The sequence below is a fragment of the Bradyrhizobium sp. UFLA05-153 genome (assembly GCF_054185185.1).
The window spans coordinates 76,533-98,442 of sequence record NZ_JBBIAM010000027.1; the positions used below are offsets into that span (position 1 = coordinate 76,533).

Consider the following 21,910-nt stretch of genomic DNA (forward strand, 5'->3'; position numbering starts at 1 on the left):
CACTTTGAGCGAAAAAAAGCGGCCGTGTCCATGGTTCTCGCCGCTTGCGCGCGCATATCTGGTTTCACTCCTCGGCTATTGCCTCGTCCGCGCTTCCAAATCCTGCAAGGCTCTGCTCGAGCTCGCCCAGCATCTCCTGAAGATCAGCGAGCTTGCGTGTGCCAAAGCGTCGCGTGATCTCGGCGTAAATCGCTTCCGATGTCGGCGCCACGACCGCCATCAGCTTCACGCCCTTCTCGGAGATCGACACCATGCTGCGGCGCTGATCCTCTTTCGCCGTCTTCCGCTCGATCAAGTGGCGGGCTTCGAGATCGCGCAGGATGCGCGACAGGCTGGGCCCGAGGAGAAACGCCGTACGCGCGAGTTCCGTGACCTCGACCGCGCCGATGGCCGCGAGCGCGCGGAGGATGCGCCATTGCTGCTCGGTGAGGCCATGCTGGCGCAGCGAAGGACGGAACTGCCGCATGACCGCCTCGCGCGCCCTCAACAACGACATCGGCAGCGAGCGCGAGAACTCGCGCATCGGCACCTGTCGGGCGGCAGGCCCGCTTCCGTTCGCAGGATCAGTCGGTTTCTTCTTCGCCATGACGCCCGCGCTCAAGTCCCAAAATGTTTGCACTGCAGCAAACCCGAATTGGGTTTGACGAATTCATTTAACATGTTAAGTATCTCTTGGCACCACGATTTGTAAGATCACAGATGGCGCTTTCCAACGACGATATTCTGAGCTGCGCGAGGCGTCTGCACCAGGCGGAGAAGACGCGCACGCAAATCAGGCAGCTCTCGCAGGACTATCCCGCGATCACCATCGCCGATGCTTACGCGATTCAGAAGGCGTGGGTCGACATCAAGCTCGCCGAGGGGCGTATCGTCAAAGGCCACAAGATCGGCCTGACCTCGAAGGCGATGCAGAGCGCGCTCGGCATCGACGAGCCGGATTCCGGCGTGCTGCTCGATGACATGTTCTTTGCCGATGGCGGGCTGGTGCCGACGGATCGCTTCATCGGCACCCGTGTGGAAGCCGAGCTTGCCTTCATCATGAGCAAGCGGCTTTCCGGCCCCGACTGCACGATGTTCGACGTGCTCAACGCCACCGACTTCGTGGTGCCCGCGCTGGAAATTCTGGACACGCGGATCGAGCGTGTCGATCCCAAGACCAAGGCAACGCGAAAAATCTTCGACACCGTCGCCGACAATGCGGCCAATGCCGGCATCGTGCTCGGGGGCCGGCCGATCCGCCCGTTGGAGGCTGACCTGCGCTGGGTCGGCGCGCTCTGTTTCAAGAACGGCCAGTTAGAGGAGACCGGCCTTGCGGCCGGCGTGCTCAATCATCCCGCGACTGCGGTTGCCTGGCTCGCCAACAAGCTCGCGCCGCTCGGCCTTGCGCTCGAGCCGGGGCAGGTCGTGCTCGCCGGCTCCTTCATCCGTCCGATCGAGACCCGCAAGGGCGACACAATCCAAGCCGATTATGGCGCCTACGGCTCGGTGAGCTGCTACTTCGCCTGACAAACAAGAAGCACAGGAAGCGAAATCGCCATGCCGCATTTCACGATCGAATATTCGGCCAATCTCGACGACCGCGTCGATATGAGCGCGCTGTGCGAGGTCGCGCGCAAGGCGGCGGTCGAGACCGGCATCTTCCCGCTCGGCGGCATCCGCGTCCGCGCGATCAGATGTGAGTCTTATGCAATCGCAGACGGTCGAAAGGACTTTGCCTTTCTCGATATCGTACTGCGCATCGGCGAGGGCCGCGACCTGCCGACACGCAAGAAAGCCGGCGAGCACGTCTTCCAGGCGCTTTCCAGGCATCTTGATCCCGTCTTCGCAAGCTCGAAGCTCGCCCTGTCGTTCGACATGCAGATCAACGACAAAGAGACGAGCTGGAAGCGCAACAACATCCACGACGCCCTGAAAGTGGAGGCTGCCCATGGATAAGCCCGCGCCGAAAGCCGATGTGTTTCAGGCCAACCGCGAGCGCGCGGCGCCGCTGCTGAAGAAGCTCCGGGCCGACGGCATCGGCCACATGATCGGCGGCAAGACCGTCGCCTCGATCTCGGGCGAGACCTTCGAGACGAAGTCGCCGGTCGATGGCGCCACGCTTGCGAGCGTTGCCCGCGGCAATGCCGAGGATATCGACCACGCCGCGACCGCAACCGCGACTGCCTTCAAGTCCTGGCGCGACATGGGCCCTGCGATGCGGCGCAAGCTGTTGCATCGGGTCGCCGACGCGATCGAGGACAATGCCGACGACATCGCCGTGCTCGAATGCATCGACACCGGCCAGGCCTATCGCTTCATGGCGAAGGCCGCGATCCGCGCGGCCGAGAATTTCCGCTTCTTCGCCGACAAATGCGCAGAGGCTCGCGACGGCCTCAACACGCCGAGCGATGAGCATTGGAACGTCTCCACGCGCGTGCCGATCGGCCCCGTGGGCGTGATCACGCCCTGGAACACGCCGTTCATGCTCTCGACCTGGAAGATCGCCCCTGCGCTCGCGGCCGGCTGCACCGTCGTGCACAAGCCGGCCGAGTGGTCGCCGGTCACCGCCGATCTGCTGGCCAAGCTCGCAACGCAGGCCGGCATCCCCGATGGCGTGCTCAACACCGTGCATGGCTTCGGCGAAGAGGCTGGCAAGGCGCTGACCGAGCACCCCGCGATCAAGGCGATCGGCTTCGTCGGCGAAAGCGCGACGGGTTCGGCGATCATGAAACAGGGCGCACCGACCCTGAAGCGCGTGCATTTCGAGCTCGGCGGCAAGAACCCGGTGATCGTGTTCGACGATGCCGATCTCGACCGCGCGCTCGATGCCGTCGTGTTCATGATCTACTCGCTCAATGGCGAACGTTGCACGTCGTCGAGCCGTTTGTTGATCCAGCAGAACATCGCGGAGAAGTTCGTGGAGAAACTGACCGCGCGCGTGAAGGCACTCAAGGTCGGTCATCCCCTCGATCCCGCAACCGAAATCGGGCCGCTGATCCACGAGCGACACCTCGCAAAGGTCTGCTCCTATTTCGACGTCGCGCGGCAGGACGGCGCGGTGATCGCCGTCGGCGGCAAGGCCTATGACGGCCCGGGCGGCGGACACTACGTCGAGCCGACGCTGGTGACCGGCGCACACAGCAAGATGCGTGTCGCGCAGGAGGAAGTGTTCGGCCCGTTCCTCACCGTACTCCCCTTCCGCGACGAGACCGACGCGATCGAGATCGCCAACGACATCCGCTATGGCCTCACCGGCTATGTCTGGACCAACGACATGGGCCGCGCGCTGCGCGTCGCGGACGCGCTCGAAGCCGGCATGATCTGGCTAAACTCGGAGAACGTCCGCCATCTGCCGACGCCGTTCGGCGGCATGAAGGCCTCAGGCATTGGCCGCGACGGCGGCGACTATTCGTTCGACTTCTACATGGAAACCAAGCACGTCTCGCTCGCGCGGGGCACGCACAAGATTCAGAAACTGGGAATTTAGAACCACCGTCGTTCCGGGGCGACGCAAAGCGTCGAACCACAGATGCGCAATTGCGCATCGGGGAACCTCGAGATTCCGGGTTCGGTCCTGACGGACCGCCCCGGAATGACTGGCTTAGAGAGGGGAAACGCAATGCCCGCACCGCAACACGTCTTCGAGCCGCCGTTCAACATCATCCGCTCGAGCCACGCCGTGCTCGACGTGACCGATCTGAAGCTCAGCCGCGAGTTTTACGAGACCACCGTCGGACTGCATGTCGAGGATGCCGACGACAACGTCGTGTACCTGCGCGGTGCGGAAGAGCATCAGCATCATTCGCTGGTACTGCGAAAGGCCGCCGTGCCAGCCTGCAACCGCCTCGGCTTCAAGGTCGGCAACGAGAAGGATCTCGACAAGGCGGCGGCGTTCCTCGCCGAGAACGGCCTCAAGCACGCCTTCGTCGACCAGCCCTTCCAGGGTCGCACGCTGCAATTCACCGATCCCTTCGGCTTCCAGATCGAGCTCTACGCATCGATGGAGAAGCGGCCACATCTGCTCCGGCGCTACGATCTCTACAGGGGATGCCACCCGCAGCGGCTCGATCATTTCAACGTCTTCGCAGCCGAAGTGCAGGACACCGTCGATTTCTACGCGCGGCTCGGCTTCCGCCTCACCGAATATGCCGAAGAGGATGGGCCGAACGGCCGCATCGCCGCCGCCTGGATGCATCGCAAGGGCAACGTCCACGACTTCGCCATCACCAACGGCAAGGGCCCGCGCCTGCATCACTTCGCCTACTGGACACCGACGGCAATGAACATCATCCATCTCTGCGACGTGATGGCCTCGGCGGGCTTCGTGAAGAACATCGAGCGCGGTCCAGGCCGCCACGGCATCTCGAACGCGTTCTTCCTCTATGTCCGCGACCCCGACGGCCATCGCCTCGAGCTCTACACCAGCGACTATTTTACGGGCGATCACGACCATGAGCCGCTGCGCTGGTCGCTGCGCGATCCGCGCCGGCAGACGCTGTGGGGCGCGCCCGCCCCGCGCTCGTGGTTCGAGCAGGGCTCGCCATTCACGGGACAGGCCGTGCGGGAGCCCAAATTCGTCGCCGACGTGCTGGTGGCGGACTGAGTGATGACAGCCCCTCGCCTCGCCACCTATTCCGTCAAGGGTGCAACCAAATATGGTGCCGTCGTCGACGGCGGCATCGTCGATCTCTCCGCGCGCCACGCCAAGGACTATCCGACGCTGCGCGAGGTGATCGCAGCCGGCAAGCTGGCAAGCTTTGCAGAAGAAGCTGCCGGCCGTACGCCGGATCATGCGATCGCCGACATCACCTGGCTGCCGCCCGTGCCTGCGCCGGAAAAGATCATCTGCATTGGCGTCAACTATCCCGACCGCAATGCCGAGTACAAGGACGGCCAGGACGCACCGAAATATCCGAGCATGTTCATGCGCTCGCCCCGCTCCTTCGTCGGCCACGACACCCCACTGGTGCGCCCACGCGCATCCGCGCAGCTCGACTATGAAGGCGAGATCGTGCTGGTGATCGGCAAGGCCGGCCGGCACATCCCGGAAGCCGCGGCGCTCGACCATGTCGCGGCGATCACGCTCTGCAACGAGGGCTCGGTGCGCGACTGGCTGCGGCACGCCAAGTTCAACGTCACCCAAGGCAAGAATTTCGATTCCAGCGGCAGCCTCGGCCCGTGGCTCGTGCCCTACACGCAGGAATCCCAGCTTGCCGATGTGCGTCTGACCACGCGCGTCAACGGTGAGCTCCGGCAGGACGACCGCTCCGGCCGGCTGATCTTCCCGTTCCGCTACCTCATCAACTACATCTCGACGTTCGCAACGCTCGTCCCCGGCGACATCATCGTCACGGGAACGCCGACCGGCGCCGGCGCGCGCTTCGATCCGCCGCGCTATCTGAAGCCCGGCGATGTCATCGAAGTCGAAGCCGACGGCATCGGCCTGTTGCGCAACGGCGTCGTCGACGAAGCCTGACATCTGGATTGGAAGACAACCATGACCACCCTCACCGGCGGCGAAGCGATCGTAAGCGGCCTTGTCGCGCATGGCGTCGACACCGTGTTCGGCCTGCCGGGCGCGCAGGTCTATGGGCTGTTCGACGCCTTCCACCAGGCACAGCTCAAGGTGATCGGCGCGCGGCACGAGCAGGCCTGCGGCTACATGGCGTTCGGCTATGCGCGCGCGAGCGGCAGGCCCGGCGTGTTCAGCGTGGTGCCCGGCCCCGGCGTGCTCAATGCGAGCGCTGCGCTCCTCACCGCCTTCGGCTGCAACGAGCCGGTGCTGTGCGTCACCGGCCAGGTGCCTACGGCCTTTCTCGGCAGGGGCCGCGGGCACCTGCATGAAATGCCGGACCAGCTCGCGACCCTGCGCAGCTATGTGAAATGGGCTGATAGAATCGAAGCGCCGGCCAACGCGCCGACGGTCGTCGCGCGCGCGTTCCAGGAGATGCTGTCGGGACGTCGCGGCCCCGCCTCGGTCGAGATGCCCTGGGACATCTTTACGCAGCGCGCCGACACGGCGTCTGCGCAGGTGTTTGCGCCCTTGCCTCCACCGCAACCCGATCCTGACGCCGTGAAGCAGGCCGCTAGCCTGATCAAGGCTGCGAAGGCGCCGATGATCTTCGTCGGCAGCGGCGCAATCGATGCGCGCGAGGAGATCCTCGAGCTCGCCGAGATGATCGATGCCCCCGTCGTCGCGTTCCGAAGCGGTCGCGGCATCGTCTCCAATGCGCACGAGCTCGGGCTCACCATGGCGGCCGCCTACAAGCTGTGGCCGAACACTGATCTCATGATCGGCATCGGCACGCGCCTGGAGTTGCCGACCATGTCGCGCTGGCCTTATCGTCCGGACAGATTGAAGAGCATCCGGATCGATATCGACCCGGTCGAGATGCGACGCTATCCGGCCGACGCGCCGGTCATTGCCGATGCCAAGGCCGCGACCGCAGATCTCGTCGCTGCCGTGCGCAAAGTTGGCTACAGCAAGACCAATCGCCGCCGCGCCGCGATCCGTGAGGCCTCCGCCTCCGCGCAAGTGGAGATCCAGCGCATCCAGCCGCAGATGGCGTATCTCAACATCCTGCGCGAGGTGCTGCCGGCGAACGCGATCGTCACCGATGAATTGTCGCAGGTCGGCTTCGCCTCCTGGTACGGCTTTCCGATCTACGAGCCGCGCACCTTCATCACCTCGGGCTATCAGGGCACGCTCGGCTCCGGCTTCCCTACTGCGCTCGGCGCCAAGGTCGCCAATCCCGACAGGCCGGTCGTTGCGATCACCGGCGACGGCGGCTTCATGTTCGGCGTGCAAGAGCTTGCCACCGCCGTGCAGTTCAACATCGCCGTGGTGACGCTGGTGTTCAACAACAACGCCTATGGCAACGTGCGGCGCGACCAGCGCGAGCGCTTTTACGGCCGCGTGGTGGCGTCCGACCTCGTCAACCCGGATTTCGTCAAGCTCGCGGAGTCCTTTGGCGTCGCGGCCGCGCGCGTGACCTCACCGGATTATTTCGAGGCCGCACTGGAAAAGGCGCTCGTCCATGGCGGGCCGTATCTGCTGTCGATCGAAGTGCCGCGCGACTCGGAAGTCAGCCCCTGGGCGTTCATTCATCCGCCGAAGCCGTGATGTCGTTCCGGGGCGATGCGTAGCATCGAACCCGGAACCTCGAGATTCTCAGGTGCGCAATCGCGCACCATAGTTCGCGCTAACGCGCGCCCCGGAATGACAACGGAACCGTCAGCGCGTCTTGCGGAAGGTCAGATTGATCCGTTGACGGCCGAGCAGCGCATGCTCGCCGTCGGCAAGCGGCGCGACGCCGTGATAGGCGAGCCGGGAGGATCCGCCCCACACCACGACATCGCCGTGCACCAAACGGAGGCGGCGCGGCTTGTCGCTACGTGCCATGCCGCCGAACAGGAAGATCGCGGGAAGCCCGAGCGAGACCGACACGATCGGCGCTGAGAGATCCAGCTCGTCCTTGTCCTGATGCAGCGACAGCCGCGTGCCCGGCTCGTAGCGATTGACGAGGCACGCATCGGGCGCGAAGCCGGGAAAACCTCCCTCCTCGGCCGCGCGTCTCGCCAGGTCTCGGAATATCGGCGGCATCGCCGGCCACGGCTTTTCGGACAACGGATCGATCGGATCATAGCGATAACCGGTGTGATCGGTGATCCAGCCGCGCTCGCCGCAATTCGTCATCGCCACCGACATCTGGTAGCCGCCGGGCGTCGTCATCTGCCGAAACGACGACTGCGCCGTGATCGCGCGGACGGCGGCGATCAGCTCGTGCTCGATCGTCCCCGCAAATCCACGCAGCAGCACGGCTCCGTCCCCGACGTCTTCGCGCGACGGCTGCGCCTCGGCGAGAATATCGAACAAATCCGCCGTCAACGATCGCGCTCACTTTGCATCATGGAAGATCACACCCAGCGTGTGGCGCTGTCCGGACCGAATCCGGCTGACACCATGGCGCAGATTAACCCGATACGTGCCGCGCGTCCCCTGCACCGGGCGATGATGCACGGCAAAAGCCACCGCATCGCCCTGCAATAGCGGCACGACCTCGGCGCGCGACTGCATGCGCGGACGCTGCTCAGTCAGCACGAACTCGCCGCCGGTGAAATCGCGCCCGGCCTCGGAAAGCAGAATCGCGACCTGGATCGGAAACACGTGCTCGCCATAGAGATCCTGGTGCAGGCAGTTGTAGTCGCCGGCCTCGTATTGCAGCAGTAGCGGCGTTGGCCGGCTCTGGCCGGCATCGTGGCAGCGCTTCAGGAACGCCGAATGCGCCGCGGGATAACGGATATCGATTCCCATCGCCTCGTTCCAGCGATTGGCGATGCCGTGCAGATGCGCATACAGCGCCGGCCGGAGCTGCGTAATGAGATCGGGCAGCGGATAGGAAAAATATTTGTACTCGCCGCGGCCAAAACCATGGCGGCTCATCACGATGCGGCTGCGGAAGTTGGAGTCGTCCGGATAGAGCGTGGCGATAGCGCGGCATTGGTCCGGCGTGAGCAGGCCCTTGAGGACGGCGCAGCCCTGGGTGTCGAGCTCAGCGGTGATCTGGGACCAGTCGAGGGTATCGACGTGGGCGGCGAGGTCGACGGATGGCTTATGAGGTGATTTGCGTGCTGTTGCTGTCATGGCTACGACCTTCGCAGGACTGGTCCGCCCGCCGCCACCCGATTTCCGACTGTCTCTCCCCGTCGTTGCGAGGAGCCCTTGCGACGAAGCAATCCAGACTGCCACCGCGGAGCGATTCTGGATTGCTTCGCTGCGCTCGCAATGACGGCGCGATCGATCAGCCCTGCACCGGTAACGTCACCACGTCATACCCGTGCTTGATCGTGCGCCCCAGCACGGGATCCTCCAGCTCGAACTCGAAGCGGTCGGCGGGGCGGATGCCGCCTTTGGCGGCGAAGGTGCCGCCGAACATGGCGCAACCGTCAGGCAGATTCTTGCCGTCGAAGCCGCGCGCGATCAGCTCGGCAACCGGTAGCATCGCATCCAGCGTGCCCTCCTGGTAGAGCACACGCTCGCCGTTGATCCAAGCGTACGAGCGCAGGACCATCTTGTCCCAGTGGCCGATCACGTCCTCGAGTTCCCACAACACGGGCGCGACGACCTTGTCGCACATCTGCTTCGAGACGGTCACGCTGTAGGCCTCGACCTTGCGGTCGGTGTGGTCGGAGCCGCAGCCGACGAAGATGCGGCCCTGCCAGCCGATCAGCACGAACTCGACCTCGCCGGAGGACTCGCCGCCGGAACATTCGATGCTGTCTTCCATCGTCAGCCGCCGCGCCGAGACGCGGTAGTAGATCGGCGTCGACGCGGGCCGCGCAACGCCGACCGCCTCGAGCTCCGCGATGTGCTTGTCGCGCGCGACGGGATCGCGGCCGGTCCAGCCGGCAATAACGGCCTGGTCAATCGCAAGCGTCAGCGGCGTTGTCGTGTCCTGGGCGTCGACGGTGAAGGTCAGGTCAAACACGGATCACGGCCTCCATGCCGGCAGCAAGCTCGAAAATGCGATGGTCCGATCCGCCGGCGCCCGCCAGCATCAGGCCGACGGGAACATCACCCTCGCGATGAGCAGGCAACGAGATAGCGCAGCCATCGATCATGTTGATCAGGGTGCAGTTGCGCAGGGCACGCAAGTTAGCCGTGGTGAACGCCTTGTCGTCAGCAAGGTCGGCGATCTTCGGCGGCGTATTGGCAGTGGTCGGCAGCACCAACGCGTCATAGGGCGCGATCCGCGCATTGACCCGCGCGATCAGCGAGCGGCGCTCGTTGAGGAGATCGATGTAGTCGGCCGCGCTTTGCGCCTCGCCGCGCATGATCCGCACCGCGACGCGAGGATCATAGACGTCGCCCTTGGCCGTGATGAGATAGCGGTGCCAGGCGTAGCTTTCGGCGGCCGCAAAGCCGCCCTTGGCGTTCATCGGGCCGATGTCGTGGAATTCCGACATCTCGATGCGCTCGATGGTAGCGCCGTGACTGGCGAGCGCTTCCAGCGCCCGCTCGAAGGTCTGCGCGACGGCCGTGTCGAGGTCGTCGAGCGCAATGGTGGTCGGCACCGCAAGCCGCATGCCCTTCACCGGCCGCGGCTTGAGCGGAACGATCGGCTCGTCCGCCAGCACGGCGTCGAGTACGGCGCAGCAACTGACCGTTCGCGCCAGGGGGCCGATGCTGTCGAGCGAGAATGACAGCGGCACTGAGCCATCGAGCGGCACGCGACGCTGCGTCGGCTTGTAGCCGACGATGCCGTTATAGGCCGCCGGGATGCGGCAGGAGCCGCCGGTATCGGTGCCGAGCGCAGCATGCGCCATGCCGTCCAGCACGGACACTGCCGCGCCGGATGACGAGCCGCCGGGCACGTGGCCCTCGGCCCGGTTCCAGGCGCCCTTCGGCGTGCCGAAATGCGGATTGATGCCGATGCCGGAATAGGCGAACTCGGTCATGTTGGTCCGCCCCATCACCACGAAGCCGGCGCGGCGCAGCCGCGCCACCACCGCCGCGTCGTGCTCCGCCGGATCGGAATCGTCGAGCGCGCGGGAGCCGGCGCGCGTCGTCTGTCCCTTGATGTCGAAGAGGTCCTTGATCGAGATCGGAATGCCGGCATAGCGCGACGGCACCGCGTTGGCCTTGCGCAAGCCATCCATCGCATCAGCCGCGGCGAGCGCCGCTGCCTTGTCGACATGGACGAAGGTACGTTGGCCTTCGCCGGCCGGATCGGCGATCCTGGCGAGGCATTCCTCAACCAGCTTTCGGGAGGTCGTACGGCCGCTCTCGAGGTCTTCGGCAAGCTTCGCCAGTGTCGGAAAGTTGGGCATGTCTGTCTCACGGAATATTGGCACGCGCAATCTATCGCGCTGACTCAGTTCGACACAAGCATTGTGCGCGCGGCGGTATACTTACCATGCACACTCATCGCTGGACCGTTGACGCCCAATAGTCAATTGTCGCATCAAGATCGAAACGGGCAGGCGCGAAGCCTGTGCCATGGGGAGGACTTGCTTGGGAGGATCTGCCGCAATGGCCGAACCGCAGCGCGCGCGACCGAAACCGACGCCGGAGACGCAGCATTTCTGGGACGGCACGAAAGCGGGCGAGCTGCGCCTGCAACGCTGCGACGCCTGCGCGCATGTCTATTTCCCGCCGCGTCCGTTCTGCCCCTCCTGCGCCTCGCGCAAAGTCTCTGTCTTCAAGGCGAGCGGCAAGGGTTTTCTCTACAGCTACGTGATCAATCACCGCCCCGCCGCGCCGGGCTTCACGCCGCCTTACGCGATCGCGGTGGTCGAGCTTGCGGAGGGACCGCGGATGATGAGCAACATCATCGACTGTCCGCAGACGCCGGAAGCGCTCGAGCTCGACATGAAGCTCGAGGTCGCCTTCCAGAAGCTCGACGACGCCATCACCCTCCCCGTGTTCCGTCCGGCGAAGGGATAGGCCATGCGCAGGAACCAGGTCGCCGTCGTGGGCGCAGCCGAAACAACCGAGCTCGGCGTCATCCCCACAATGTCGCAGCTCCAGCTTCATGCGGATGCGGCGCTCAATGCCATTGCGGACGCCGGACTGAAGCTCTCCGACATCGACGGCTTTGCCACCGCCGTCGAGACCCCGCAGCAGGTCTGCCATTATCTCGGCATCAAGCCGACCTGGGTCGACGGTACCTCGGTCGGCGGGTGCTCGTTCATGCTGCATGTCCGTCACGCCGCGGCGGCGATCGAGGCCGGGCTGTGCAAGAACGTGCTGATCACCCATGCCGAGAGCGGCAAGTCGATGATCGGCAAGCAGCCGCGCTTTACAGCGCAGGACAGCCTCAACGGCCAGTTCGAAGCCCCCTTCGGCGTGTACGGGCCACCCAGCATGTTCCCGATTCCCGTGCTGCGCTTCATGAAGACCTACGGCATCACCCACGAGCAGCTTGCGATGGTGGCGGTGGTGCAGCGGGAATGGGCGGCGAAGAATCCGCGCGCGATGATGAAGGAGCCGATCACGGTCGCTGATGTCCTCAACTCGCGCATGATCGCCTATCCGTTCCGGCTGCTGCAATGCTGCCTCGTCACCGACGGCGGCGGCGCGCTGATCCTGACCTCGGCCGACCGCGCCAAGGATTTTCCGCGCAAGCCGGTCTACATCATGGGCACCGGCGAGAGCGTCGAAACGCCGATGGTCAGCCAGATGGAGACCTTTAATTCCTCGCGTGCCTTCAAGGTCGCGGGGCCCCTTGCCTTCAAGGAGGCCGGCATCGCGCATGGGGACGTCGACCATCTCATGATCTACGATGCCTTTGCGCATCTGCCCCTGTTCGGCCTCGGCGATCTCGGCTTCATGCCCTATGAGGAGACCGGCAGTTTCATTGCCGACGGCAACACGCGGCCGGGCGGCAAGCTGCCGCTCAACACCAATGGCGGCGGCCTCTCCTACATGCATTCGGGCATGTACGGCATGTACGCGCTGCAGGAGAGCGTGCGCCAGATGCGCGGCATCGCGCCGGCGCAGGTGCCCAACGCAAAGATTTCGGTGTGCCACGGCGTCGGCGGCATGTTCGCTGCGAGCGGCACTATCGTGTTTACGAACGAAAGGTAGGCATCTGTCATTCCACATTGCGCAATTGCGCAATGGGGGCGTCGCGTAAGTGACGAGCCCGGAATCCATAACCACGATCGGGAGTATGGATTCCGGGCCTGCGCCTTGCGGCGCATCCCGGAATGACGACGGAAATTGGATCGATAGCGGAGAACCCACATGACGAATTCACTGCAGGACAAGGTCGTCGTCGTCACCGGCGCAGGGCGCGGCATCGGACGCGAGATCGCGCTGCTGTGCGCGGCCGAGGGCGCCAAGGTCGTCGTCAACGATCCCGGCGGCGCATCGGATGGCTCGGGCTCCAGCGCCGCACCCGCCGAGGAGGTGGTCGAGGAGATCAAGAAACGCGGTGGCACGGCGGTCGCCAATTTCGAGAGCGTCGCGGAAGCCATTCCCGCCAGCAAGATCGTCAAGACCGCGACCGATCATTTCGGCCGGCTCGACGGCGTCGTCAACAACGCCGGCATTCTGCGCGACATGATCTTCCACCGCATGAGCGTGGAAGCCTTCGAGGCCGTCATCAAGGTGCACCTGATGGGCTCGTTCTACGTCTCCCACGCCGCCGCACGGCTGTTCCGCGAGCAGGAGAGCGGCTCCTTCGTGCACTTCACCTCGACCTCCGGTCTGATCGGCAATTTTGGCCAAGCCAACTATGCCGCCGCCAAGCTCGGTATCGTCGGCCTGTCGAAGTCGATCGCGCTCGACATGAACCGCTTCAACGTGCGCTCGAACTGCGTCTCGCCGTTCGCCTGGAGCCGCATGATCGGCACCATCCCGACCGAGACCGAGGCCGAGAAGGCGCGCGTGGCGAAAATCCAGAAGATGGGGCCCGAATTGATCGCGCCGGTCGTCGCCTATCTCCTCAGTGACGCCGCCAAGGACGTCACCGGGCAGATCTTTGCCGTGCGCATGAACGAAATCTTCCTGATGAGCCAGTCGCGTCCCATTCGCTCGGTCCAGAGCAGCGACGGCTGGACGCCGCAGTCGATCGCCGAGCATGCGATGCCGGCGCTCAAGGGCTCGTTCTACAAGCTCGATCGCTCGGCCGACATCTTCACCTGGGATCCGGTGTGAACATCCGCCTGTCATTTCGGGGCGGCTCGCAGAGCCGAACCCGGAATGACAGGCGGTGAAGCTAGCCCGTATTCCGCAAGCCCGCCGAGATGCCGTTGATGGTGAGCTGAATACCGCGCAGCACCTGCTCGTCCGGATTCTGCGCGCGGTGCTCCTTCAAGAGCTCGACCTGCACGTGGTTGAGCGGGTCGAGATAAGGGAAGCGGTGGCGCACGGAGCGCTCGAGCAACGGGTTGCCCTGGAGCAGCCGGTCCTGGCCCATGATATCGAGCAGCGTCTCGATGCATGAATGCCATTCGCGGCGGATGCGGCCGAAAATCTTTTCGCGCAAGGCTTCGTCCGGCACGAGCTCAGCATAGCGCGAGGCGATCGCGATCGAGCTCTTTGCGAGCACCATGTCCATGTTCGACAGCAGCATGCGGAAGAACGGCCATTCCTTGTAGAGCTCTTTGAGGAACGGCATGCCCTTGTCGGGATGCTCCGCGATCCAGGTCTCGACCGCGCTGCCAAAGCCGTACCAGCCAGGCAGCATCAGGCGGCACTGCGCCCAGGAGAACACCCAGGGGATCGCGCGCAGATCCTCGATCGCGCGGGTCTTTTTTCGCGAGGCCGGGCGGCTGCCGATGTTGAGCGTCGCGATCTCGTTGATCACGGTCGACGACCAGAAATAATCGACGAAGCCGTCGGTCTCGTAGACGAGGCCGCGATAGGCCTTGAATGCGAGGCTCGACAGTTCATCCATCGCGGCCAGATATTCGCGCCGCGGCGCGCTCTGGCGCGGATGCAACAGGCTCGCCTCCAGCGTCGCAGCCGCAAGGATCTCCAGATTGTTGCGGCCGACTTCGGCGTTGGAATATTTCGACGAGATGATCTCGCCCTGCTCGGTGATGCGGATCTGGCCGTTCACAGCGCCACCCGGCTGCGCGATGATGGCGTCATAGCTCGGTCCGCCACCACGGCCAACCGAGCCGCCGCGGCCGTGGAACAGGCGCAGGCGCACGCCATGGCGCTCGAACACTTCGACGAGATTGATCTCCGCCTTATAGAGCTCCCAGCCCGAGGTGACGAAGCCGCCATCCTTGTTGCTGTCGGAATAGCCGAGCATCACCTCCTGCACGCTGCCGCGGCTGTCGACCAGACGGCGGTAGTCGTGCAGCGAGAGCATGCGGTCCATGATGCCGGAGGAGGCCTGCAAGTCCTCGATGGTCTCGAACAGCGGCACGACGTTGATGGCGCTGCGCCCCGACGGATTGACGAGACCGACCTCCTTGAGCAGAACGGCCACTTCGAGCATGTCCGACATGCCCTTGCACATCGAGATGATGCACTGGGGGATGGCGTCCGAGCCGAACTTCGCATGTGCTTCCGCGGCGGCATGGAAGACGTTGAGCTCGCCCATCGTCTCGTCGCTGTATTTGACGAATTGCGAGACCAGCGAGCGCGTGCTGCGCAATTCGTTGGTGAGCAGCGCAATGCGCGCCTCCTCGCCGAGCGCGAGATAGGACATTCCGGGGTTTGCCGCATCGATCAGCTCGGCGATGGTGCGCTCGTGCACCGCCGAGTTCTGGCGGATGTCGAGCCGCGCCAGATGGAAGCCGAAGCAATCCACCGCGCGCCGCAACAGTCGCAAGCGGCCGCGGGCGATGACGCGAGCATTGTTCGAGATCAGCGAGCGGTGCAGGACGTCGAGATCGGCCTGCAATTCCCTGACGCTCTCGTACGGCGCGCCCTTGCCGACCGGCCTGCGGGTGATCTCGACCTGGAGCTTTTCGGCCGTCGCCGTCAGCCGCGCATAAATGCCGGAGACCGCGAGGCGATAGGGTTCGCCGCTCCGGTGCGGCGAGGTGTCGGGCGAGCGCTCGGCGAGCGCGCGCAGCTCCTCGGAAACGTCAGCGAGATGCGCCGCGATCGACAATTCCGAGCCGAGCACATGCAGCTCGTTGAGATAGAACTGCATCACCCGGCTCGATTGCAGCCGCAGCGTGCCGCGCATCACGTCGGCGGTGACGAACGGATTGCCGTCGCGGTCGCCGCCGATCCAGCTTCCCATGCGCAGGAACGAGGCGAGCTCGGCGGCCGCCTGCTCGCCGCCCTCCTCCAGCCGGTCCTCCAGCGCGTTGATGAGGCGCGGGACCTCGCGAAGGAAGGTGTAGTCATAGAACGACAGGCCGTTGCCGACCTCGTCGAGCACGGTGAGCTTGGTCCGGCGCAACAGATTGGTCTGCCACAGCGTCAGCACCTCGCGCCGCAACTGCTCGTCGCTGGCCGCGGCCTCGTCTGCCGTCATGGCAAGGCGCTCGCGGCTGTCCAGCAGCGCCGCGATCTCCATCTCGCGGTCCATGGTGCTCTTGCGGCGGACCTCGGTCGGATGCGCCGTCAGCACCGGGCTGACGAGGGCCTCCTTGAAAAAGTTGCGTAACGCGTCGGCGCCCACGCCCGCGCTCTTGGCATGGCCCAGCGTCTCGGCCAGTACGCCCGATCCGCCGCGTGATCCAGTTTCCTTGGCCGCGCTGCGGGCGCGCATCTGGCGGATGTTGTTCTGGTCCTCGGCGATGTTGGCGAGGTGCGAGAAATAGCTGAAGGCGCGGACGATGCGCAGAGTATCGGGGATCGACATGCTGTCGAGGATCTGCTCGAGCTCGCGGCGGGCGAGCCGGTCCTCGTCACGGTGGAACCGGATCGAGGTCTGGCGGATGCGCTCGACCAGGTCGAACACGTCCGCGCCCTCCTGGTCACGTACCGTGTCGCCGAGGATGCGCCCGAGCAGGCGGATATCGTCCCGCAGCCGGACATCCGCCTCCAGCGCCTGGGCCTCCTCGGCGCGGTTGGAACGGTCGATCGCTGCGTCCGATGGTACGGTCTGGAGGGACATGGCTAAATTCCCTTCGAAGTCCCTTGGCTTCCCGGCCCAGCGAGTGTGCAAGTTTTTTGCCGCGGTGCAAGATAAACTTGGAGGCGGCGCACACCGGAGCCAAACGGGCGAGGTCTTGCCCGAACGGTGCAAGCGGACTTCCATTTCCTCGAAATCAACCCCATGCAAAGTAGGGCTTGCCCGACGCATCCAACCAGAAACACAAGATATTGTGGCCCGTCGGCGCTAGGCCGGTACGATCGCTTTGCCGATCGGCCAGAGCGCGATGCCCGCGAGCTTCAGGTGCGCCCAGGCGAAGGGGATGCCGATGATGGTGACCGCCAGGATCACGGCGGTAACGAGGTGGCCGAGCGCCAGCCACCAGCCGGCGAGCAGGAACCAGATGATATTGCCAAGCAACCCGAGCGGGCCAGTGCCGATATCGCTCGCGCCGGTGACCTCGTCGCGCCGCACCGCCTTTGAGCCGAACGGCAGCAGCGTGTAGACGGCGATGTTGAACGCCGCCCGCGCCCAGGGCAGGCCGACGATGGTGATGGCCATGATGACGGAAGCCACCAGCCAGCCGAACGCCATCCAGGCACCGCCGATGAGAATCCAGAGCAAGTTGAGCAAAATAGAAACCGGAGCCATGGGATAATCCGCGGTCAATGATCGTGCTTGTATAAGCCCGAAAGCTATCGCTGCGAAGACATCTCCGAGATCCGCTCCCGTTTGACCACGCGCAACTTTCGCCACCCACTCGTGGCGGCGAGGCTCGTCGGAAATGAAGCGAAGCACATCTCGATTGATCTAAATCAACATCGCAGGATGCGACTTCTAGTTTCAATTTGGCGCGTGAGGAGATTTCGCCATGCGCGGGTTCAAGTACCTCTCGATCGCAACTTTTCTGCTCGTTGGAGGTCCGCTGTCGGACAGCGTGCCTTTCCGCTCAATTGCAAAAGCTGCCGACGAAACCTTTAAGGACATGCTGGCAGCTCAAATCCGCAGCCAAGGTATCGTTTGCAACAAGCCTCAGCGTGCGAACCGGGACACCGCGCGATCAAAGCCGGATCACGAGGTCTGGGTTCTGACGTGTGACAACGCAACGTACAGGATCAGCCGATATCCCGACATGGCTGCAAAGGTGGAGCAATTGCGATAGCCACATCGTCGATCAAGGGCTCGATAAGCCATGCCGGGTTCAGGTCCATCCCGCAGCCGGAGAAAGCAATGCCCAAATCGATCAACGAAAACAACTCGAACTCAGACAAGAGCAAGCTCAATCGCCGCGATATGTTGATAGCCAGCACCGCCGTTGCAGAGCGCACGGGGTGGCCCGACAGCGGGACCAAGTTCGGGGCACAACAATATTTCGACTGGTTCAAATACGAATTCTGGCGGTTCGCATTCGTTCAGCATCAGATCTTCCGGCCCGCCTGCTCCCAATAGGGGTCGCGCAGGCGGCGCTTGAAAATTTTTCCGGAATCTTCGCGCGGCAATTGGGCTCGGATCTCCACGTGCTTCGGCACCTTGTAGTCGGCCAAGTGTGCCTTCAGGCTGGCGCGGATGGAAACCTCATCCAGTATCACGCCGGCTTGCGGTTCGACCACCGCCATCAGCGCCTCGCCGAACTCGGCATCGGGGATGCCGAATACCGCGCAATCGTGCACGCCGGGGATGGCGTGCAGCACGGCTTCGATCTCGGCCGGATAGATGTTGACGCCGCCCGAGATCACCATGTCGCGCTTGCGGTCGCAGATGAAGACGTAGCCGTCCGCGTCGATATAACCGACATCGCCCGAGGTGATGAAGCCGTCGCGGTCGATCTCCGTGCGCTTGTCCGGCTTGTTGTGATAGGTGAAGTCCGTGCTCTCGCGCATGCGCGAATAGATTTCGCCGATCTCGCCGACACCGAGCACGCGGCCATCTTCGCCAATGAAACGCAGCTCGGCGCCGGGTGAGATTTTGCCGACCGTGCCGGGCTTCTTCAACGCATCCTCTGACGTGGCGAAGGTCACGGCGCCGGATTCGGTCGAGCCGTAGAATTCGTGGATCACCGGCCCCCACCATTCGATCATGGCGCGCTTGACGTCGGGCGGGCACGGCGCGGCGGCGTGGATCACATGGCGCAGCGAGGAGACGTCGTATTTTTCGCGCACCGCCTCGGGCAGCTTCATCAGGCGGATGAACATGGTCGGCACCATGAAGATGGTGTCGATCGAAAAGCGCTCGATCAGCGCCAGAAACTCTTCCGGCTCGAACCGCGGCATCAGCACCAGCGCGCCGCCGAGCCGCCCTGCGCGAATGCCGAACGAGTTCGGCGCGGAATGATAGAGCGGTCCCGGCAATAGCGCGCGGGATCCGGGCTTCAGGCCATAGATCATCGCGCGCATGCGCTCTCCGGCAGCTTGCTGCTCCGGCGTCGGCGCGTGCCGGCGCACGCCCTTCGGATGGCCCGTGGTGCCCGACGTGTAGATCATGTTCATCGGCTGCGGCACGACGGGACCGTCATAGGGCTGGAATTGCGCAAGCCATGCCTCGAAATCGATCGCAAAATCCGGTGTTGCCGGATGACCGGGATCGATCTTGTAGGTGTTCAATATCTCAGGCGGCGTCGGCACGCTGAGCACGATGACGCTTTCAGGGATCGCCTCACGCAGGCTATGCAGCATGTCGGCATGCGCGATCAAAACCCGCGTGCCGGAGTCTTGCAGGATGTAGTTGATCTCGTCCGGTTTGAAATGCCAGTTGATCGGAACGCCGTAGGCACCCAGCCGCATCGCTGCGTAGGCGGCTTCCAGGAAGGCGATGTCGTTGCGCATGAGCATGCAGACGCAATCGCCTTGTCTGACGCCGAGCTTGGCGAGGCCGCTTGCGATGCGGTTCGCGCGGTCGGCGACTGCGGCGTGGCTGCGGCGACGCTCGCCGGAGGCGAGGCCAAGGAAGAGTTGGGACGTTTCGCTCATTGTTGTTTTCCGATCTTTCGTCGGGTTTTAAGGGCGTGGACACAATGCGGTCGTCATTCCGGGGCGCGACGAAGTCGCGAGCTATGATGCGCAATTGCGCATCTGAGAATCCATACTCCCGATGGTGGTTATGGATTCCGGGCTCGATGCTCCGGGCCGCGCTCGCGCGGTCCCGTCGCATCGCCCCGGAATGACAGAGTCAATTTATTCATCAGCAAACCTCGGTGCGCGCTTCTCCATATTGGCCCGAACGGCTTCGGTCTGGTTCGCACTGCCGATCAGTTTTTGCTGCTCGACGGATTCGGCGAGCAGCGCGGGAGCCGGATCGACCGAAAGAGTATTCAGCATGCGCTTTGCCGCGCGGATCGCATCCGGGCTCTTGCCGGCGATCTCGCGCGCGACTTCGAGCGCCGCGATGCGCGGATCATCGCAAATACGCGTTGCGAGGCCGTATGACATCGCCTCCTGCGCCGAGAAGATGCGCCCCGTGTAAGTGAGCTCGCGCAGAATGTCGTCTCGCACGAGCGAAGCCAGGATCGGCGTGCCCGCCATGTCGGGCACGAGGCCCCATTTGATCTCCATGATCGACATCCGCGTATCGGGCGCGACGAAGCGCATGTCGGCGCCGAGCGCGAGCTGGAAGCCGCCGCCGAAGGCGACGCCATGCACCGCCGCGATGACAGGCACCGGGAGCTGACGCCAGCCCCACACCGCCTGCTGCGCAAAATTCGCCTTGCCGTGCGTGCGCGCGGTGAGATCGCGATTTTCGCCACCCGGAATTCCGTTGCCGCCCTTCTCCTTCATGGCGGCAAAACGACCCATGTCGAGGCCAGCGCAGAACGCCCGCCCCTCGCCTGAGAGCACCACGGCGCGCACGCCTTTTTCTTTGGAAAGACGGTCGGTTGCGTCGACCAATGCCTGAAACATCGCCTGATCCAGCGCATTCATCTTGTCCGCCCTCACCAGGCGCACGTCGGCGACGCCTTCCGAAATCGAAATCGAGACGCGCTCTTCCATCGACGAATTCTCCCCTGATCTTGAACGGCAGCCGCTTTACAGAAAGGCGGCGGCCGGATTTAGTCAATCGACCAATTAACTCATAAATCCACCGAGGGGAAACGCCATGTTCAAGGAAAATCTTCTGGCCGGCCGGCGCATCCTTGTGACCGGCGGCGGCACCGGTCTCGGCAAATCGATGGCGGCGCGCTTTCTCCAGCTCGGCGCCGAGGTGCACATCTGTGGCCGGCGCAAGATCGTGTGCGACGAGACCGCGACCGAGCTGATGGATCTCTACGGCGGCCGCGTCACCAGCCACGGGGTCGACATCCGCAACGCGCTCGCGGTCGAGGAGATGATCGAGAACATCTTTCGCGATGGCGCGCTGACCGACCTCATCAACAACGCCGCCGGCAACTTCATCTCGCGCACGGAAGAGCTCTCGCCGCGCGGCTTCGATGCAGTCGCCAACATCGTCATGCACGGCACGTTCTACGTGACGCACGCGGTGGGCAAGCGCTGGATCGCCGCGAAGCAGCCGGGCAACGTCGTCTCGATCACCGTGACCTGGGTGCGCAACGGCTCGCCTTACGTCGTGCCGTCGGCGATGAGCAAGTCGGCGATCCACGCCATGACGATGTCGCTTGCGACCGAATGGGGCCGCCACGGCATCCGGCTGAACACGATCGCGCCCGGCGAAATTCCAACCGAGGGCATGAGCAAACGCATCAAGCCGGGCGATGAGGCCGGCGCCCGCACCAAGGCGATGAACCCGATGGGCCGCGTCGGCACCATGGAGGAACTACAGAACCTCGCTGTGTTCCTGATCTCCGGCGGCTGCGACTGGATCAACGGCGAGACCATCGCCATGGACGGCGCGCAGGCGCTCGCCATGGGCGGCAATTTCTACCAGCTCCGCGACTGGAGCGACGACGACTGGAACACCGCCCGCGAGAGTATCAAGGCGCAAAACGAGAAGGACCGGGCCGCGCGGGGGTGACCTCGTGCCCCGGACGCAGCGCACCGCGCCGCACTTGCGGCGTGGTGCGCTGCTGAGCCGGGGCCCATCTCGGCCACATCAAGTCTGGGTCCCGGCTCTGCGCAGCAACGCTCCGCGTTGCAGCGCGTCCGGGACACGAAACCATCCAGCCCTTACCTTGTCTTCGCGCGAAGACTTTCCGGCGCCAACTGCGCGAGCCGGATAGAGCGGGGAAGGACCGGCGGGTGAATTGCTCTCAATCGTCGTCCCGGGGCGCGCACAGCGCGAGCCCGGGGCCCATAACCACAGGATTGAGTTCGAAGACTCTTAACTCCGATCTCGCGCCACGATTTCTCGCTGGGGGTATGGATCGTAAGTCTGGGTGCCTCACGTATGGTGGGGTCGAGGCGGGCGTTGCGAGGTTTATGGGAGGTCTCAGCGACCGTCGGGATCTCGCACCCCGCCTTGATTGATTG

General features: G+C 64.2%; 21 protein-coding genes. 12 read left to right on the top strand and 9 right to left on the bottom strand.

The window, feature by feature from the left end; all coding sequences use genetic code 11:
- Positions 1–64: 64 nt before the first annotated feature.
- Positions 65–586 carry a homoprotocatechuate degradation operon regulator HpaR gene (gene hpaR, locus Q2941_RS18315; protein WP_458193333.1) on the bottom strand — a complete coding sequence of 174 codons (522 nt, stop codon included), beginning with the start codon at positions 584–586 and terminating at the stop codon, positions 65–67.
- Between the two features lie 113 nt (positions 587–699).
- Here hpaR and hpaH point away from each other — a divergent pair, with 113 nt between their 5' ends.
- From hpaH to Q2941_RS18345, 6 genes are all read left to right on the top strand, one after another.
- On the top strand, positions 700–1,506 hold the full coding sequence (gene hpaH, locus Q2941_RS18320) for a 2-oxo-hept-4-ene-1,7-dioate hydratase (protein ID WP_458193334.1): 807 nt from the start codon (positions 700–702) through the stop codon (positions 1,504–1,506).
- A 30-nt stretch (positions 1,507–1,536) separates the two neighbouring features.
- The gene (locus tag Q2941_RS18325; RefSeq protein WP_458193335.1) at positions 1,537–1,935 is read left to right on the top strand and encodes a 5-carboxymethyl-2-hydroxymuconate Delta-isomerase; all 399 of its coding nucleotides are present in this window, start codon (positions 1,537–1,539) and stop codon (positions 1,933–1,935) included.
- Entirely contained in the window at positions 1,928–3,466 is a 1,539-nt protein-coding gene (hpaE, locus tag Q2941_RS18330) for a 5-carboxymethyl-2-hydroxymuconate semialdehyde dehydrogenase (protein ID WP_458193336.1), read from the top strand. Before Q2941_RS18325 ends, hpaE begins: the two co-directional genes overlap by 8 nt.
- A 132-nt stretch (positions 3,467–3,598) precedes the next feature.
- Positions 3,599–4,582, top strand: a complete 984-nt coding sequence (gene hpaD / locus Q2941_RS18335) for a 3,4-dihydroxyphenylacetate 2,3-dioxygenase (RefSeq protein ID WP_027528222.1) — start codon at positions 3,599–3,601, stop codon at positions 4,580–4,582.
- Between the two features lie 3 nt (positions 4,583–4,585).
- Positions 4,586–5,455 carry a fumarylacetoacetate hydrolase family protein gene (locus tag Q2941_RS18340; protein WP_458193337.1) on the top strand — a complete coding sequence of 290 codons (870 nt, stop codon included), beginning with the start codon at positions 4,586–4,588 and terminating at the stop codon, positions 5,453–5,455.
- 21 nt (positions 5,456–5,476) lie between these two features.
- Positions 5,477–7,102, top strand: a complete 1,626-nt coding sequence (locus tag Q2941_RS18345) for a thiamine pyrophosphate-dependent enzyme (protein ID WP_458193338.1) — start codon at positions 5,477–5,479, stop codon at positions 7,100–7,102.
- Between the two features lie 111 nt (positions 7,103–7,213).
- On the opposite strand, the gene alkB is transcribed toward Q2941_RS18345, so the two are convergent.
- From alkB to Q2941_RS18365, 4 genes are all read right to left on the bottom strand, one after another.
- Entirely contained in the window at positions 7,214–7,867 is a 654-nt protein-coding gene (alkB, locus tag Q2941_RS18350; RefSeq protein WP_458193339.1) for a DNA oxidative demethylase AlkB, read from the bottom strand.
- 9 nt (positions 7,868–7,876) lie between these two features.
- Complete coding sequence (locus tag Q2941_RS18355) at positions 7,877–8,623, bottom strand: 2OG-Fe(II) oxygenase (protein WP_458193340.1); 747 nt, start codon at positions 8,621–8,623, stop codon at positions 7,877–7,879.
- Between the two features lie 157 nt (positions 8,624–8,780).
- Positions 8,781–9,467, bottom strand: a complete 687-nt coding sequence (locus Q2941_RS18360; protein WP_458193341.1) for a DUF2848 domain-containing protein — start codon at positions 9,465–9,467, stop codon at positions 8,781–8,783.
- A complete protein-coding gene (locus Q2941_RS18365; RefSeq protein WP_027528228.1) occupies positions 9,460–10,809 on the bottom strand; it encodes an amidase in 1,350 nt (449 codons plus the stop codon). The genes Q2941_RS18360 and Q2941_RS18365 overlap by 8 nt, the downstream gene beginning before the upstream one ends.
- A 202-nt stretch (positions 10,810–11,011) precedes the next feature.
- On the opposite strand from Q2941_RS18365, the gene Q2941_RS18370 reads away from it, so the two are divergent.
- From Q2941_RS18370 to Q2941_RS18380, 3 genes are all read left to right on the top strand, one after another.
- A complete protein-coding gene (locus Q2941_RS18370; protein WP_254106978.1) occupies positions 11,012–11,425 on the top strand; it encodes a Zn-ribbon domain-containing OB-fold protein in 414 nt (137 codons plus the stop codon).
- A gap of 3 nt (positions 11,426–11,428) precedes the next feature.
- Positions 11,429–12,568, top strand: coding sequence for a thiolase C-terminal domain-containing protein (locus tag Q2941_RS18375; RefSeq protein WP_458193342.1), 1,140 nt, complete (start codon positions 11,429–11,431; stop codon positions 12,566–12,568).
- A 159-nt stretch (positions 12,569–12,727) separates the two neighbouring features.
- On the top strand, positions 12,728–13,642 hold the full coding sequence (locus tag Q2941_RS18380) for an SDR family NAD(P)-dependent oxidoreductase (protein WP_027528231.1): 915 nt from the start codon (positions 12,728–12,730) through the stop codon (positions 13,640–13,642).
- A gap of 61 nt (positions 13,643–13,703) precedes the next feature.
- On the opposite strand, the gene ppc is transcribed toward Q2941_RS18380, so the two are convergent.
- Together ppc and Q2941_RS18390 are read right to left on the bottom strand one after the other, a co-directional pair.
- The gene (gene ppc / locus Q2941_RS18385; protein WP_027528232.1) at positions 13,704–16,514 is read right to left on the bottom strand and encodes a phosphoenolpyruvate carboxylase; all 2,811 of its coding nucleotides are present in this window, start codon (positions 16,512–16,514) and stop codon (positions 13,704–13,706) included.
- Positions 16,515–16,739: 225 nt separating this feature from the next.
- The gene (locus Q2941_RS18390) at positions 16,740–17,144 is read right to left on the bottom strand and encodes a YccF domain-containing protein (protein ID WP_027528233.1); all 405 of its coding nucleotides are present in this window, start codon (positions 17,142–17,144) and stop codon (positions 16,740–16,742) included.
- Positions 17,145–17,364: 220 nt separating this feature from the next.
- Here Q2941_RS18390 and Q2941_RS18395 point away from each other — a divergent pair, with 220 nt between their 5' ends.
- Positions 17,365–17,655 (top strand): hypothetical protein, encoded by a 291-nt coding sequence (locus tag Q2941_RS18395; RefSeq protein ID WP_458193343.1) that lies wholly within the window; start codon positions 17,365–17,367, stop codon positions 17,653–17,655.
- Between the two features lie 68 nt (positions 17,656–17,723).
- Positions 17,724–17,942, top strand: a complete 219-nt coding sequence (locus Q2941_RS18400) for a hypothetical protein (RefSeq protein WP_458193344.1) — start codon at positions 17,724–17,726, stop codon at positions 17,940–17,942.
- On the opposite strand, the gene Q2941_RS18405 is transcribed toward Q2941_RS18400, so the two are convergent.
- Together Q2941_RS18405 and Q2941_RS18410 are read right to left on the bottom strand one after the other, a co-directional pair.
- On the bottom strand, positions 17,912–19,459 hold the full coding sequence (locus tag Q2941_RS18405) for an acyl-CoA synthetase (RefSeq protein ID WP_458193345.1): 1,548 nt from the start codon (positions 19,457–19,459) through the stop codon (positions 17,912–17,914). The genes Q2941_RS18400 and Q2941_RS18405 overlap by 31 nt on opposite strands.
- Before the next feature lie 204 nt (positions 19,460–19,663).
- Positions 19,664–20,476, bottom strand: coding sequence for a crotonase/enoyl-CoA hydratase family protein (locus Q2941_RS18410; RefSeq protein WP_458193346.1), 813 nt, complete (start codon positions 20,474–20,476; stop codon positions 19,664–19,666).
- A 106-nt stretch (positions 20,477–20,582) separates the two neighbouring features.
- On the opposite strand from Q2941_RS18410, the gene Q2941_RS18415 reads away from it, so the two are divergent.
- Entirely contained in the window at positions 20,583–21,455 is an 873-nt protein-coding gene (locus Q2941_RS18415; RefSeq protein ID WP_027528237.1) for an SDR family oxidoreductase, read from the top strand.
- Positions 21,456–21,910 lie beyond the last annotated feature (455 nt).

Bases quoted from the DNA above. Each gene is read 5' to 3' on its own strand.
- hpaR (WP_458193333.1), bottom strand. From the start codon at position 586: ATGGCGAAGAAGAAACCGACTGATCCTGCGAACGGAAGCGGGCCTGCC.
- hpaH (WP_458193334.1), top strand. From the start codon at position 700: ATGGCGCTTTCCAACGACGATATTCTGAGCTGCGCGAGGCGTCTGCAC.
- Q2941_RS18325 (WP_458193335.1), top strand. From the start codon at position 1,537: ATGCCGCATTTCACGATCGAATATTCGGCCAATCTCGACGACCGCGTC.
- hpaE (WP_458193336.1), top strand. From the start codon at position 1,928: ATGGATAAGCCCGCGCCGAAAGCCGATGTGTTTCAGGCCAACCGCGAG.
- hpaD (WP_027528222.1), top strand. From the start codon at position 3,599: ATGCCCGCACCGCAACACGTCTTCGAGCCGCCGTTCAACATCATCCGC.
- Q2941_RS18340 (WP_458193337.1), top strand. From the start codon at position 4,586: ATGACAGCCCCTCGCCTCGCCACCTATTCCGTCAAGGGTGCAACCAAA.
- Q2941_RS18345 (WP_458193338.1), top strand. From the start codon at position 5,477: ATGACCACCCTCACCGGCGGCGAAGCGATCGTAAGCGGCCTTGTCGCG.
- Q2941_RS18355 (WP_458193340.1), bottom strand. From the start codon at position 8,623: ATGACAGCAACAGCACGCAAATCACCTCATAAGCCATCCGTCGACCTC.
- Q2941_RS18365 (WP_027528228.1), bottom strand. From the start codon at position 10,809: ATGCCCAACTTTCCGACACTGGCGAAGCTTGCCGAAGACCTCGAGAGC.
- Q2941_RS18370 (WP_254106978.1), top strand. From the start codon at position 11,012: ATGGCCGAACCGCAGCGCGCGCGACCGAAACCGACGCCGGAGACGCAG.
- Q2941_RS18375 (WP_458193342.1), top strand. From the start codon at position 11,429: ATGCGCAGGAACCAGGTCGCCGTCGTGGGCGCAGCCGAAACAACCGAG.
- Q2941_RS18380 (WP_027528231.1), top strand. From the start codon at position 12,728: ATGACGAATTCACTGCAGGACAAGGTCGTCGTCGTCACCGGCGCAGGG.
- ppc (WP_027528232.1), bottom strand. From the start codon at position 16,514: ATGTCCCTCCAGACCGTACCATCGGACGCAGCGATCGACCGTTCCAAC.
- Q2941_RS18390 (WP_027528233.1), bottom strand. From the start codon at position 17,144: ATGGCTCCGGTTTCTATTTTGCTCAACTTGCTCTGGATTCTCATCGGC.
- Q2941_RS18395 (WP_458193343.1), top strand. From the start codon at position 17,365: ATGCGCGGGTTCAAGTACCTCTCGATCGCAACTTTTCTGCTCGTTGGA.
- Q2941_RS18400 (WP_458193344.1), top strand. From the start codon at position 17,724: ATGCCCAAATCGATCAACGAAAACAACTCGAACTCAGACAAGAGCAAG.
- Q2941_RS18405 (WP_458193345.1), bottom strand. From the start codon at position 19,459: ATGAGCGAAACGTCCCAACTCTTCCTTGGCCTCGCCTCCGGCGAGCGT.
- Q2941_RS18410 (WP_458193346.1), bottom strand. From the start codon at position 20,476: ATGGAAGAGCGCGTCTCGATTTCGATTTCGGAAGGCGTCGCCGACGTG.
- Q2941_RS18415 (WP_027528237.1), top strand. From the start codon at position 20,583: ATGTTCAAGGAAAATCTTCTGGCCGGCCGGCGCATCCTTGTGACCGGC.